A 13087-nucleotide genomic window follows, 5' to 3' on the forward strand; every position below is an offset into this window, starting at 1 on the left:
CGAGGCCAGCGCCAACGTCGAAGCATCCGGACGCATCTGGTCGATAAACGGCCATGCAACCGCAACGGCCCCAACCGCCCCCGCCATGCCTGTGGTGAGATAAAGGAAATCACGGCGAGTCGGCTCGCCCGTGATCTCGCCTGTCGTTTCGTGTTCGCTCACGGCTTATAACCATCCTCTACGCAAATTTTGCGGAACTCCGCCCCTGCTCCTCGCGGCGGCGAATCTGTCGCGACACAATTCGACCATAGATTCCCCACCAATCCGGCGCGTTCTAAGCTTGATCGCAAATTATGTCCAGCCTTGGCAAGGCCATGTGGGCACAATGTCGCGGGAATTTTCAGATGATTTTCGAAGACAATCACATGCTTGCCACAGCTGCGCATTGCACCAACTCGAGCCTTCGGCACCAGCGTCGACGGCGTTCCCGCCGACCGGCCACTACGGCTGAAACCATTCCAGTGGACCGAAGGTAATACTGCATCTCAGACGACTTTGGCCTCGTCGCCGAGTTTACGGTGTGCCTTTGAACCGGGCGGTGGCGCCTCGACATCGGTTGCGATGAACCCACCGGATTGCCGTGCCCAGAGTTCGGCATAGAGACCACCCTGTTTCAGCAGAGCTTCGTGCGTCCCCTCTTCTATAATCCCCCCCTCGTCGACGACGATCAATCGGTCGAGGGCGGCGATGGTCGAGAGCCGATGCGCGATGGCAAGCACCGTCTTGCCTTGCATGAGGCCGATCAGATTGGATTGGATCGCCTCTTCCACCTCGGAATCCAGCGCCGATGTTGCTTCGTCGAGAACGAGGATCGGCGCATCCTTCAGCATGACGCGCGCAATCGCGATACGCTGGCGCTGACCGCCGGAAAGCTTCACGCCACGCTCCCCGACGTGCGCGTCGAAACCCCTGCGGCCATTCTGGTCCTGCAGGCGCTCGATGAAGCCAAGCGCTTCCGCGCGCCGAGCCGCTTCGACCAACCGCGCCTCGCCCGCATCAGGGCGCCCAAACAAGATATTGTCCCGGACGGAACGATGCAGGAGCGACGTATCCTGGCTGACAACGCCGATCTGCATGCGCAGGGTTTCCTGCGTGACGGACGCAATGTCCTGGCCGTCGATCAAGATCCGTCCACCTTCGAGGTCGTAGAGCCGCAGCAGGAGGTTGACCAGTGTCGACTTGCCGGCGCCCGAGCGCCCGACGATGCCGACCTTCTCCCCCGGCTCGATCGTGAGCGAGAAGTTGTCGATAACGCCATCTGGTCTGCCGTAGTGGAAAGAGACGTTCTCGAAGCGGATGCCGGGCTGTCGAATAGTAAGGTCGCGGGCACCGGGGCGATCGACCAGTCCAAGCGGCTGCGAGATCAGCTCGGCAGCATTCTGGATCGTGCCGAGGTTGCGCATGATGCCGTTGAACTGGGTCATCAGCCGGCCGAGAAGGAAGTTGAGGCGCAGCACAAGCGCCAGCGAGAAGGCGACCGCGCCGGAACTGATGAGCCCCGCCAGCCAAAGATGAACGCTCAGTCCGGCCATCGTAACGATCATGATGCCCGAAAGCAGTGCCATCGAGGCGCGTACCCCGGTGATGAAGCGCGTGAACCGCAGGACAGTGTGCTGATAGAAGTCGAAGCCTTGCCGCATGTAGCGGTCGCTCTCTTCGTCACGCGCAAACAGCTTCAGTGTCTGGATGTTGCTGTAGGCGTCCACCATGCGCCCGTTGATCATCGACGCCGCTTCCGCCGTTTCCCGGGAATGCAATCGGATGCGGGGCACGAAATAACGCGCGAGAACGCCGAACACGCCGAGCCAGCAGAGCACGACCACGGCAAGCGAGAGATCCAGCCGCGCGACGAGCACCAGCGTTGTCGCCGCATAGATGCCGACGAACCAGACGCTCTCCATCAGCGACGTCACCAGATCGCCCGTGGCCTGGCCCGCCGACCAGACCTTGGTGACGACGCGGCCGGAGAAATCGCTTTGAAAGAACGAGAGCGATTGCCTCGAAACATGCAGGTAGGATTGCCAGCGCGCGAGGTTATAGAAGCCGGGCGTGATCACCTGCTGATCGACGAGCGCAATCAACAGCGCGACGACAAAGCGGACGATGCCGATAAGGACGAGCATACCGAAGAGTTCGGCGCCGTGCGCGGCAAGAAGGCCGCTCCAGCCTGCGGCCGGCGTGATCGTCGCGAGGATATCGACAAGCCGGCCGACGAACCAGAAGAGCGCCGCCTCGATTGCCGCCGACATCCCGCCGAGCACGAGCATCGCGACGAAGGGCGTCTTCGCCTGCCCGATATAGAACCAGATGAATCCAAGCGTGGAACGCGGGGGCTGAATGTTTTCCCGCGGCGCAAAGGGATTAATCCAATTTTCAAAGACACGAAGGAGTCGTTTTATCAGCATAAATGCGATATAGGCTTATTAGCCAGGGCGGGAAAGCAACGGCCCCAGGGCGCAACCTTATATTTTCGTAACAATCGGTAACAACAACGGCATCGTTGTTGAATGAGACTGACCTCGTCACAATCTCGAGGTACAATGGATTCTTACGGGAGACGGCCGCGATGCAAGCAAGGAAGACAGTATTGTCGAGTATTCCGCTGCCCCTTGCGGAACGACTTGATGCAATCGTTGAACAGTTGGAAATGTCCTACGACGAGGCAATCGCCGAGGCGATCTCTACGTGGGTCGATCGCGAGGAAGAGCGACGTCTGTTCGCATTGCGTACGCTTGTGTCGACCAATAGCATGCTTGTCGAAGGAAACCGGGTGAAAGACTGGGCAGACAGCCTCTGACACCACATCCATGGACACGAAAAGAGAAGCCCTCCCCGCATCCGCAGGGAGGGCTTCTTTCTATTCGGCCGCCTCTTCCGCCTCTTCCGAGTGATCCGCCAAGAAGCCGCCGGACTGACGGTTCCACAGGTCAGCGTAAATACCGCCCTGCTGGACCAGCTCTGCGTGGGCGCCGGCCTCGATGATCCTGCCCTTGTCGAGCACGATCAGACGGTCCATCTCGGTCAGGGTCGACAGGCGATGCGCGATCGCAATCACCGTCTTGCCTTCCATCAGCGCAAATAGGTTTTCCTGAATCGCTGCCTCGACCTCGGAGTCGAGCGCCGATGTCGCCTCGTCGAGCACCAGGATCGGCGCGTCCTTCAGGAAGACGCGGGCGATCGCGACGCGCTGACGCTGGCCGCCGGAGAGCTTCACGCCGCGTTCGCCTACCTGCGCGTCGAGCCCTGTGCGGCCCTGCATGTCGACAAGCCCTTCGATGAAGTCCCAGGCATTCGCACGCCTGGCGGCTTCGATCACCTGGGCGTCGGTCGCGTCCGGGCGGCCATAGGCGATGTTGTCGCGGATCGACCGGTGCAGCAGGGACGTATCCTGCGTCACGACGCCGATCAGTTCACGCAGGCTTTCCTGGGACACGCCCGAGATGTCCTGCCCATCGATCGTGATGCGGCCGGCCTCCAGATCGTAGAAGCGCAGCAACAGGTTCATCAGCGTCGTCTTGCCGGCACCGGAGCGACCGACCAGGCCGACCTTCTCACCCGCCTTGATGTCTAGGGAGAGATTGTCGATGACACCTTTGCCCTTGCCATAGTGGAAGCGGATGCGCTCGTAGTGGATTGCACCCTTCCTCGCTGACAACTGCGGCGCGTTCGGCTTGTCGACGATGTCATGCTTCTTCGTCATCATCTCCATGCCGTCATAGACCGTGCCGATGTTCTCGAACAGCGCCGAGACTTCCCACATGATCCACTGCGACATGCCGTTGACACGCATGGCAAGACCGATCGCAATAGCAATGGCACCGACCGAGATCTGTCCGTTCAGCCAGAACCAGATGGACAGGCCGGACACCACGAACAACGCCACGCAGTTGTTCATATAGACGGATATATGAAACAACGTGACGCGACGCATCTGCGAGTGGACAGTTTCGAGGAACTCCTCCATGCCGCTACGCGCATAGGTCTCTTCGCGGCCGGCATGCGAGAACAGCTTCACCGTCGCGATGTTCGTGTAGCTGTCGACCACCCGCCCCGTCATCATAGAGCGCGCATCCGCCTGCTGTGCCGCGATCTTGCGAAGCCGCGGCACGAAGTAGGACACGATTCCGATATAGACAGCGAGCCAAACGAGGATCGGTATCATCAGCCGCCAGTCGGCAGCAGCGATCACAATGATCATCGACAGGAAGTAGGTGACGACATAGACGAAGACATCGAGGATCTTCATCGTCGTTTCGCGAACCGCAAGCGACGTCTGCATCACCTTCGTCGCAACGCGTCCGGCGAATTCGTTGGCGAAAAAGGTCATGCTGTGACGCAGCAGGAAACGGTGCATCTGCCAGCGTGCGATCATCGGATAGTTGCCGAGTAGCACCTGATGCATGATGAGTGAATCCAGCCCCGCCGCCAGCGGCAGGCCGATGAGGATCAACGATCCCATCCATGCCAACCTCGGCCATTCCGACTCCAGAAATGTCGCCTTGTCGGCTTTAGTCAGCCAGTCCACGATATCACCGAGGAACTGGAAGAGCGCCACCTCGCCGACGGCGATCAGCGCCGTCAGCACTGCCATGATGGCGAGCCACGGTGCTGCCGGCTTCGTGTAGTGCCAGCAAAATGCAAAAAGACCCTTCGGAGGAGCAACCGGCTCCTCGGTCGGGAAAGGATTAAGTCGCTGCTCGAACCAGCCAAACATGAAAATGCTCCGAAACCTGATCGGTCCAGCCTCCCCGGCTCGCGCAAAACGGCGCTTGAGAGCTCATATGGGAACCGGACGTTCACGGGACGAGGCCATAACGGCCGCGCAAAGGTTAGAAATGGGAACTCAGGAGAGAAATGGCACTACGCGTGCCAGGTCGCCACTCGCGGGGTCACGCATCGAGAGCGCATACGCGGCAATATTTCCATCTTGGCGCTCCCTTCTGGCGATTAAAAGATGTGCACCCTTAACGCGAATCAAGCAGAATTTCCAGCCCCGACCGGCCGGAAATTGAACAATTATCGGCCAAAATGCGCCCTATTGCGCTGAAATCACAGTTGCAATAGGCGTCCTTCGACGAAAACCGAAAAATACGGCCTAGACCATGGCGATCCTCAGACTAGCGCTCTATCAGCCTGACATACCCGGCAATACGGGAACCATCCTGCGTCTCGCCGCCTGTCTTGGCTTCGCTGTCGACATTATCGAGCCTGCTGGTTTCGACATATCCGACCGCAACCTCAAACGGGCAGGCATGGACTATATCGCCGCAGCCGCCCTCACCCGCCATGTCAATTGGGATCGCTTCGAGGACTGGCGAAAGGCTACCGGTCGGCGTTTGGTGCTGGCGTCCACCAAGTCGTCCGACCGCTATACCGACTTCGCATTCCGTGACGACGACATCCTTCTTTTCGGCCGCGAGAGCGCCGGCGTCCCTGATCATGTCCACGCGGCAGCCGACGCCCGGATCCTCGTTCCCATGGTGGAAGGCCAACGCTCGATAAACGTCGCCGTCTCGGCTGCGATGATCGTCGGAGAAGCCATGCGGCAGACCGTCTGGCGCTGATTTCCGACCTTCGCGACCTCGACGACGATACCGCTTCAAAATATGTCGCGAACGACGTTGTGAATTTCCCCAAGCAGCGTATAGTTTTTAGCCGAGCAATAAAAATTGCGCGCGTAACGCCATATTTTCAAACACTTGAGAACCTATATTCGAAGGAACACCCTTCCCGCATAAGAGGCAAAGAAACGGCAGCATGGAATCGACGATCGTCATGATCAACCTGTTCGGCGCGGTAGCGCTGCTGCTGTTCGGCCTGGCCCAGGTGAAGGACGGCGTGTCGCGTGCGTTTGGGGCGCGGTTGCGCACCGGCCTTGCCACCGGCACGCGCAGCGGCCTGCGCTCGTTCGTCTCGGGCTTCTTTGCGACGATTGCGCTGCAGAGTTCGACGGCAACCGCGCTGATGGTCGCCTCCTTCGTCGAGCGCGAGCTGGTGAAGCCGCGCATGGCGCAGATCGTCCTGCTCGGCGCCAATGTCGGAACCGCGGTGACCGCCTGGATCGTCGCCACCGGCATCGCGTGGCTGTCACCACTGGTGATCCTTGCCGGCATGGTGCTGCATCGCAGCGGCTCGTCGTCGCGCCAGGGCGGCGGCACCGCACTGATCGGCATCGGCCTGATGCTGTTGTCGCTGCATCTTTTGAGCAGCGCCACCGAACCGATGCGGCAGTCGCCGGCGCTCGGCGCCTTCATTGCCCTGCTCGACAATGCCTGGCCGGTCGCACTCGCCTTTTCCGCAGTCATCGCCTTCATCTCGTCGTCGAGCCTTGCCGCCGTCGTCCTCATTCTCTCGCTGGCCTCGACGGGCATCCTGTCAGCAGGGCTGATCATCGTTCTGGTGCTCGGCGCCAATCTCGGCGGCGCCATTCCGCCGGTGATCGCCTCGCTTGCCGGTCCGGCAGCCGCCAGGCGCGTCACGCTCGGCAATCTGATCGTACGCGCCATCGGCTGCCTGATCGCATTGCCGCTCGCAGGCTACGGCGCCGACCTGCTTGGAACGCTGCCGCTGACGCCGGCGAAACTGCCGGTCGACGCCCATCTAGGCTTCAACCTGATGCTGGCTGCGCTCGCCTGGCCGTTCTCCCGCCCCCTCTCGCGGTTGATGCTCAGGCTGGTGCCGGAGGAGGCCCAGGCGGAGGGCGGACCACGCTATCTCGACCAGCAGGAGCTGGCGACACCGGTCGTGGCGCTGGCCAGTGCGACAAGGGAGGTGCTCGGCGTCGGTGACCTGATCGAACGCATGCTGATGCGCGCCTCGGATGCCTTCGAGGCCAACAACCTGGCGAACCTGAAGGAAATCCCGTCGCTGGAAAAGCGGGTCGACAGCCTGCAGCAGGAGGTGAAGATCTATCTCTCCAAGCTCGGCCATGCCGGGCTCAGCGAAGAGGACGGGCGCCGCTCGATCGTGATCATCGACTACGCCATCAATCTCGAACACATCGGCGACATCATCGAGAAGGGGCTGATGCCGCAGGTGACGAAGAAGGTTTCGCTCGGCTTGAAATTCTCCGAGGAAGGCTATGAGGAGCTGCGCAAGCTCTTCCACCTTACGATCGACAATCTGCGCATTGCCCAGACGATCCTCGTCACCGGCGACTTCAATCTCGCCAGGCAGTTGATGGAGGTGAAGGTCGAGGTTCGCCGGATGGAAAAGCAATCGTCGGAGCGGCATCTGGAGCGCCTGCGCGACGGTCGCGCCGACAGCCTGCAGACAAGCTCGCTGCACCTCGACATGCTGCGCGACCTAAAGCGCATCAACGCCCACATCGTCTCCGTCGCCCACCCCATCCTCGACGAAAGCGGCCTGCTCATCGAAAGCAGGTTGAAGGGTGCGGCCGAGTAGACCGATCAATCGGCGGACGGCAGCCGGCGCATGGTGAATTCGATCTGGTCGCCTTCCAACTGACGCCAACTCTCGACCTCCGTCCAGTACGCGGCCTTGGGATACTCGTCGAACCATTCGCGCGCCTTGGCGCGCGCGTCGAGCAGATTGAGGCAATAGGTTTGTCGCACGAAACGATCGTTATTCCGGGGTGTGCCTTCCGCCCGGTGGGTAGCAATCCGTCGCTTGAGACCGTCGAACGACGGAGGTCCAGGGATTTTCGTCATGAGCCTACCTCTGTGACAAAAAGTTAGTATCGAAAGCCGCCTTTTGCGAGTCGAATCTGAGGAGCCCTCAGGCATCGCCTCTGCTGGCAGGACCCTGCCCTACCTGCTATCAGAGCAGCAAAGACGAAAGCGCGAGTCGATGGCGACCCGCTCGGAGAGAGATGAAATGGAACGACCCGAACTTCCGATCGGCCTGCCGGACGATATCGAAGAGAAGAAGTCAGTCGCCCGCGCCTGGTTTGAAAGTCTTCGCGATACTATCTGCGCCTCATTCGAAGCGCTCGAAGACGAACTCTCGGGCCCACTCTCCGATAGAGAACCCGGCCTCTTCGTGGCGAAGGAATGGACGCGCGAAAATGGCGCCGGTGGCGGCGGCCGCATGTCGATGATGCATGGCCGCGTCTTCGAGAAGGTTGGCGTGCATACATCCACCGTCTATGGCGAATTCGCGCCTGATCTGCGCGCCCAGATGCCCGGCGCCAAGGAAGATCCGCGTTTCTGGGCCTCTGGCATCTCGCTGATCGCCCATCCGGTCAACCCCAACGTACCGGCCGTTCACATGAACACGCGCATGGTCGTAACCTCGAGCCGCTGGTTCGGCGGCGGCGCCGACCTGACGCCAGTGCTCGACCGCCGCCGTACGCAGGAAGATGAGGACAGCCAGCTGTTTCACAAGGCGATGGAGATCGCCTGCCGCAGCCACTCGGGCGTCGCCGATTACGCCGCCTACAAGAAATGGTGCGACGAGTATTTCTTCCTCAAGCACCGCAACGAAGCGCGCGGCATCGGGGGCATCTTCTATGACTGGCTGCATTCCGGCGAGGAAGCCGGCGGATGGGACGCCGATTTCGCCTTCACCCGCGACGTCGGACGGGCTTTCGCCATGGTTTATCCACGCATTGTTCGCACCAACTTCAATAAGCCGTGGACAGACGCGGATCGTGACGAACAATTGATTCGCCGTGGGCGCTATGTTGAGTTCAATTTACTCTATGATCGAGGTACAATCTTTGGCCTCAAGACAGGAGGAAACGTCGAGTCCATTCTCTCATCCTTGCCCCCTCTTGTCCGTTGGCCGTGATCAGACAAAAAAGACGTCTGAAGGGCTTAAATTCGGAGACTGGACCACTAACTCTGTGCATGTACGCGTAACAATCGGAGGAGGATTGTCATGACGGTACAAAGTAGCTCTGCGGCATCGGCGGGTGCGCCAGAGCAACCCCCATCTATGGATGCACCCGAATTTTTGAGCCGGATTGCAGAACGGCTCCGGGCGAAAAGCGGCTCCGACCTTCCCCTTTCCTGCTTTGTGGAACAAGTGAAGCTCCAGCTGGCAGGCGGCAAGACACCGGAAGAACTGGACCGTCTGGCAAAGCGTCCGGACAACAAGGCGGCGACAGATTGCTTCAGATCCTGGGCGATGCCCGAATAACAAGAAAATGACCAACCGGCCGGTCCTTCGCGCCGGCCGGAACCTTCTTACCCCTCGAGCATTCAGCCATTGCATCATCGCGCAATCGCATGAAACCGAAGGAGGAAAAGAATGAGACTCTTCGAATGCGGAACGCTCGTTCCTGGATGCGACTGGCATACCCGCGCGAATGACGATGCCGAAATCGTCCGTCGCGTTGTCGAACATATGCGCAACGCCCACGGCGAGACCGTGATCCGCGAAAACATGGTAGAAAACATCAAGGCCCGCATCCGCAACGAGGCGACAGCGGCCTAAACTACCCCACCAGATCCTTCAGCCGGGCGAGCAACGCCGCCCGGTCCGGTATGAAGTTTTCCTCGATCCAGGCGTTTTCCAAGACCGACAGCGTCTCGCCGACCTGCTTCCCGGCCGGGACACCGGCAGCCATGACGTCGCCGCCATTGATCGGGAATTGCGGTTTCTTCCAGTTATCCGCCAGTTCGAGCAGCTTGCCGAGCCTTGCCGAGCGAGCCATCTCCTGTGTGTCACCTTCCGCCTTGCCGCGTGCTGTTGCCAGCGCAAGTTTCAAGCGGGTATTGATGCCGTCGGCGCCGTGCCGAAAAAGCAGTCGTGAAAGGGCGGCCGAGGACAATTCATCATTGATAACAGGCGCCTTGGCCCATGCCTTGAACCAGGCGGCCTCGGCATTGGCCAGCTTGAGGCGCGCCGCCATCTTCTCCAGCCGATCGCCATCGGGCGGAATGATGGCAGCAAGACGCAGAAGCGGATCTGGCTTCCAGGCAAGCGCTTGCTCCGTACCGATCAATGTCGGAATGGTGTCGATCCCCCATTTCTCAGTCTCTGGCAGGATTTCGCTGAGCACGCCGACCTGTCGCATCCACAGAAGTGCCCGTCCGGGATCTTCGGCGCTGAGTAGCTTGCGCAGTTCCGACCAGACCCTTTCGGCTGAAAGCGTCTTCAGCTTGGCGCGAGCCGATGCGCAGGCTCTCAACCCATCAGCATCCGGACGACCGGAGCCATAGTAGGCGAAGAACCGGAAAAATCGCAGGATACGCAGATAGTCCTCGGCAACACGCGTCGCCGCGTCCCCAATGAAGCGGATATTGCGCTTCTCGATATCGGCGAGACCACCGACCAGGTCGATCACATCGCCTTTGGCGTCGACATAGAGCGCGTTGATCGTGAGGTCGCGGCGTTCCGCGTCTGTCCGCCAATCGGAACTGAAGGCTACCTTTGCACGCCGCCCATCGGTTTCCACGTCTGCCCTCAGCGTCGTGACCTCGAACGGCTTGCCATCGATGACGAGGGTCACAGTGCCGTGCGCCACGCCGGTCGGCACAGCCTTGATCCCAGCGGCAACCGCCCGCTCGATGACCTGCTCCGGCGTAAGGGTCGTGGCGACATCAATGTCACTGACCGGAAGCCGCATGAGGCTGTTGCGGACCGCCCCACCGACGACGCGCCCTTCTCCATCAGAGTTGAGCAACGCAAAAACACGCGTCAGAGCCGGATCCTTGAACCATGCCTCGTTGCCAAGGTTGGTCATGCATAGAGCCTTTCATAGAGGGTGCGAACGATGCCGGCGGTAATGCCCCAGATCATCCGGCTTTCATAGGGCATCCGGTAGAATTGTCGTTCGAGACCGTCAAGCACGCGCCTGTCGCGGCTGTGGTTGGCCGGGTTCATGAGAAAGGACAGCGGTACTTCGAACACGTCATCCACCTCGGTGGGGTTGAGTTTCAATTCGAAGCCGCGCCGAACAACGGCGAGCACTGGCGTTATACGGAAGCCGGTCGACGCCAGATAGTTCGGAAGCCGCGCCACGGTCTCGACAAAGGAGCCGTCGATGCCGATCTCCTCTTCGGTTTCCCGGATTGCGGCCTTTTCGGCGGAGCCGTCGATGGCGTCAATCTTTCCACCCGGGAACGCGATCTGTCCGGAATGCTTGCGCAGCGTCGCCGTGCGCTGCGTGAAAATCACATGCGCATCGTCACCATCGTCGATAACAGGCACCAGCACCGCGGCATCGCGAAGTTTGAAGGTCTCCACCTGCGTGACGATATCGGGGTTGAGAATGTGATCGCCGTGATCACGCCAGGAGAGATCCACCGGACCACCGCTCTGGTGAAGAGCGCGACGGCGGAATTCAGCCGCTGAATAGAGCGAACGGTTTTCGGTCAAAACATTGTTCATCGGGAGAGTGCATCCAGTTCTTCCGCCGGCATGACAGGAAAGGTCACACCGCCGGAGCGCAGACAGAACATCGTCTTACCGTCGACTTCAAGGCGTTCGCCGAGCTCGACGAGTTCGTACATGATCGGTCGCGAAACCAGCGCCTCCAGCCGCCCGCGAACATGAAGATAGGGCTTCAACTCGCTGTTTTCGCCATGAACTACAAAACGCAGCGGATGCTCCGGCCCAGCCTCGACCACGTCACCGACATTGGTCCGGAAAGTTAACAGCGGCTCGCCATCCCTTTCTCCGGCATTCATTTCAACGGCGACGAACGGCGCATCGACAACCCGGATACCAACCCGTTCGACGGGGGTTACAAGGTAGGTCTTCTCATCTTCGTCCTTGCGCAGGACCGTGGAGAACAACCTGACGAGCGGCGCCCGGCCGATCGGCGTTCCCATGTAGAACCATGTTCCGTCCGCTCGGATTTCCATGTCGATATCGCCGCAGAACGGCGGATTCCACTTGTCGACGGGCGGAAGGCCTCGGGCTTTGGCCCCTGCATCACCGGCGGCGCGCGAAATCAGCGCAGCAAGACCGGCCGCGTCTGTTGTCGCCTTGATCTCTTCGGCTGCCATTCTTCTGTCCCGGTTTGTCTTTAACTCAAGAAGGTCACGAGATAGTCATTCGGAACGAACTTGTCAGCCCGCAACATCTCCATAACTCTATCTGGTATGACGCTTGCGTGTAAGTCTGCCGATTCGCGACGAATGATATCACCCGCTGGAGATGCCTTATGGGTATGATGAAGACCGAAGCCCCCCTCGATGAAAAGGCGATCATCGCCGCGGCCGAGAAGGCCCTTGCAGATATTGCCGCCGTGCGGGGTGAAGTCTCGAAGGTGATCTTCGGCCAGGAAAGCGTCGTCGAGAACACTCTTCTCGCGGTTCTTTCGGGCGGCCATGCCCTGCTGGTCGGTGTGCCGGGCCTTGCCAAGACCAAACTCGTTACTACCCTCGGCGAAGTGCTTGGCCTCGCCTCCAACCGCATCCAGTTCACACCGGATCTGATGCCTTCCGATATCTTGGGCTCCGAAGTGATGGACCAAGATGACAGCGGCCGCCGTTCCTTCCGTTTCGTCAAGGGACCGGTGTTCGCCCAACTCCTCATGGCCGACGAAATCAACCGCGCGTCGCCGCGCACGCAATCGGCCCTGCTGCAGTCCATGCAGGAATACCACATCACCGTTGCCGGCCACCGCTACGATCTGCCCGCGCCCTTCCACGTCCTGGCCACCCAGAACCCGCTGGAGCAGGAAGGCACCTATCCCTTGCCCGAGGCGCAGCTCGACCGCTTCCTTCTCCAGGTAGACGTCCACTATCCGGAGCTCGCCGCCGAGCGACAGATCCTGCTCGAGACGACCGGGACCAGCGAAACGACGCCGCAAGCGATCCTGAACGCGGAGCGCCTCGTCGAAATCCAAACGCTCATTCGCCAGATGCCGGTCAGCGACAAGGTTGTCGACGCCATCCTCGCGCTTGTTCGCTCGGCCCGTCCGGGTCAGGGAAATGCCGCGACCGACAAGAACGTCGCCTGGGGCCCTGGTCCGCGCGCCGGCCAAGCCATGATGCTTTGCGCCCGCGCCCGTGCCCTTTACGAAGGCCGCCTGGCGCCGTCTATTGACGACGTCCATGCCCTCGCGGAACCGGTGCTGCAGCACCGCATGGCGCTGACATTTGCGGCCCGCGCGGAAGGCATGTCGGTTCGCGATGTCATCGAAGGGCTGGTCAAGCAGGCCAAGGGATAA

At 60.4% G+C, this 13087-nt stretch carries 14 protein-coding genes; 7 read left to right on the forward strand and 7 right to left on the reverse strand.

The annotated features are described in order from the left end of the window. Both IB248_RS22260 and IB248_RS22265 read right to left on the reverse strand, forming a co-directional pair. Window positions 1-162, reverse strand: a 162-nt coding sequence (locus IB248_RS22260) for a ubiquinol-cytochrome c reductase iron-sulfur subunit N-terminal domain-containing protein (protein WP_192241685.1), incomplete at its 3' end; no start/stop codon positions are given. Window positions 163-485: 323 nt separating this feature from the next. After that, window positions 486-2405, reverse strand: coding sequence for an ABC transporter ATP-binding protein (locus IB248_RS22265; RefSeq protein WP_113471832.1), 1920 nt, complete (start codon window positions 2403-2405; stop codon window positions 486-488). Window positions 2406-2587: 182 nt separating this feature from the next. On the opposite strand from IB248_RS22265, the gene IB248_RS22270 reads away from it, so the two are divergent. Then, window positions 2588-2797 carry a ribbon-helix-helix protein, CopG family gene (locus IB248_RS22270; RefSeq protein ID WP_018857615.1) on the forward strand — a complete coding sequence of 70 codons (210 nt, stop codon included), beginning with the start codon at window positions 2588-2590 and terminating at the stop codon, window positions 2795-2797. Window positions 2798-2857: 60 nt separating this feature from the next. Here IB248_RS22270 and IB248_RS22275 read toward each other — a convergent pair whose 3' ends face one another. Then, window positions 2858-4714, reverse strand: coding sequence for an ABC transporter ATP-binding protein (locus IB248_RS22275; protein WP_062370252.1), 1857 nt, complete (start codon window positions 4712-4714; stop codon window positions 2858-2860). Window positions 4715-5102: 388 nt separating this feature from the next. Between IB248_RS22275 and IB248_RS22280 the strand changes: the two genes are divergently transcribed. Beyond that, complete coding sequence (locus IB248_RS22280; RefSeq protein ID WP_018857613.1) at window positions 5103-5564, forward strand: tRNA (cytidine(34)-2'-O)-methyltransferase; 462 nt, start codon at window positions 5103-5105, stop codon at window positions 5562-5564. A gap of 193 nt (window positions 5565-5757) precedes the next feature. Then, window positions 5758-7404, forward strand: a complete 1647-nt coding sequence (locus IB248_RS22285; RefSeq protein ID WP_018857612.1) for a Na/Pi cotransporter family protein — start codon at window positions 5758-5760, stop codon at window positions 7402-7404. Window positions 7405-7409: 5 nt separating this feature from the next. Here the strand turns inward: IB248_RS22285 and IB248_RS22290 are convergent, their stop codons facing one another. Beyond that, entirely contained in the window at window positions 7410-7670 is a 261-nt protein-coding gene (locus IB248_RS22290) for a hypothetical protein (RefSeq protein WP_026371829.1), read from the reverse strand. A gap of 166 nt (window positions 7671-7836) precedes the next feature. Here IB248_RS22290 and hemF point away from each other — a divergent pair, with 166 nt between their 5' ends. The 3 genes from hemF to IB248_RS22305 all read left to right on the forward strand — a co-directional run bounded on the left by hemF (window position 7837) and on the right by IB248_RS22305 (window position 9399). After that, entirely contained in the window at window positions 7837-8751 is a 915-nt protein-coding gene (gene hemF / locus IB248_RS22295) for an oxygen-dependent coproporphyrinogen oxidase (RefSeq protein ID WP_018857610.1), read from the forward strand. Window positions 8752-8841: 90 nt separating this feature from the next. Continuing rightward, on the forward strand, window positions 8842-9102 hold the full coding sequence (locus IB248_RS22300) for a hypothetical protein (protein WP_025660392.1): 261 nt from the start codon (window positions 8842-8844) through the stop codon (window positions 9100-9102). A gap of 111 nt (window positions 9103-9213) precedes the next feature. Beyond that, a complete protein-coding gene (locus IB248_RS22305) occupies window positions 9214-9399 on the forward strand; it encodes a DUF1059 domain-containing protein (RefSeq protein WP_018857608.1) in 186 nt (61 codons plus the stop codon). Between the two features lies 1 nt (window position 9400). Here IB248_RS22305 and IB248_RS22310 read toward each other — a convergent pair whose 3' ends face one another. The 3 genes from IB248_RS22310 to IB248_RS22320 are packed head-to-tail and all read right to left on the reverse strand — an operon-like array spanning window position 9401 to window position 11918. Then, entirely contained in the window at window positions 9401-10651 is a 1251-nt protein-coding gene (locus IB248_RS22310; RefSeq protein ID WP_192241686.1) for a CCA tRNA nucleotidyltransferase, read from the reverse strand. After that, a complete protein-coding gene (locus IB248_RS22315) occupies window positions 10648-11298 on the reverse strand; it encodes a CoA pyrophosphatase (RefSeq protein WP_018857606.1) in 651 nt (216 codons plus the stop codon). Before IB248_RS22315 ends, IB248_RS22310 begins: the two co-directional genes overlap by 4 nt. Next, window positions 11295-11918, reverse strand: a complete 624-nt coding sequence (locus IB248_RS22320) for a DUF1285 domain-containing protein (protein ID WP_018857605.1) — start codon at window positions 11916-11918, stop codon at window positions 11295-11297. Before IB248_RS22320 ends, IB248_RS22315 begins: the two co-directional genes overlap by 4 nt. Window positions 11919-12076: 158 nt before the next feature. Here IB248_RS22320 and IB248_RS22325 point away from each other — a divergent pair, with 158 nt between their 5' ends. Further along, the gene (locus IB248_RS22325) at window positions 12077-13087 is read left to right on the forward strand and encodes a MoxR family ATPase (RefSeq protein ID WP_018857604.1); all 1011 of its coding nucleotides are present in this window, start codon (window positions 12077-12079) and stop codon (window positions 13085-13087) included.

Source organism: Rhizobium sp. RHZ01, assembly GCF_014851595.1.
GTDB lineage: Bacteria > Pseudomonadota > Alphaproteobacteria > Rhizobiales > Rhizobiaceae > Rhizobium > Rhizobium altiplani.

Excerpts from the sequence above, each read along its gene's own strand:
- IB248_RS22265 (WP_113471832.1), bottom strand. The coding sequence starts at position 2,405 with ATGCTGATAAAACGACTCCTTCGTGTCTTTGAAAATTGGATTAATCCC.
- IB248_RS22275 (WP_062370252.1), bottom strand. The coding sequence starts at position 4,714 with ATGTTTGGCTGGTTCGAGCAGCGACTTAATCCTTTCCCGACCGAGGAG.
- IB248_RS22280 (WP_018857613.1), top strand. The coding sequence starts at position 5,103 with ATGGCGATCCTCAGACTAGCGCTCTATCAGCCTGACATACCCGGCAAT.
- IB248_RS22285 (WP_018857612.1), top strand. The coding sequence starts at position 5,758 with ATGGAATCGACGATCGTCATGATCAACCTGTTCGGCGCGGTAGCGCTG.
- IB248_RS22290 (WP_026371829.1), bottom strand. The coding sequence starts at position 7,670 with ATGACGAAAATCCCTGGACCTCCGTCGTTCGACGGTCTCAAGCGACGG.
- hemF (WP_018857610.1), top strand. The coding sequence starts at position 7,837 with ATGGAACGACCCGAACTTCCGATCGGCCTGCCGGACGATATCGAAGAG.
- IB248_RS22300 (WP_025660392.1), top strand. The coding sequence starts at position 8,842 with ATGACGGTACAAAGTAGCTCTGCGGCATCGGCGGGTGCGCCAGAGCAA.
- IB248_RS22305 (WP_018857608.1), top strand. The coding sequence starts at position 9,214 with ATGAGACTCTTCGAATGCGGAACGCTCGTTCCTGGATGCGACTGGCAT.
- IB248_RS22310 (WP_192241686.1), bottom strand. The coding sequence starts at position 10,651 with ATGACCAACCTTGGCAACGAGGCATGGTTCAAGGATCCGGCTCTGACG.
- IB248_RS22315 (WP_018857606.1), bottom strand. The coding sequence starts at position 11,298 with ATGAACAATGTTTTGACCGAAAACCGTTCGCTCTATTCAGCGGCTGAA.
- IB248_RS22320 (WP_018857605.1), bottom strand. The coding sequence starts at position 11,918 with ATGGCAGCCGAAGAGATCAAGGCGACAACAGACGCGGCCGGTCTTGCT.
- IB248_RS22325 (WP_018857604.1), top strand. The coding sequence starts at position 12,077 with ATGGGTATGATGAAGACCGAAGCCCCCCTCGATGAAAAGGCGATCATC.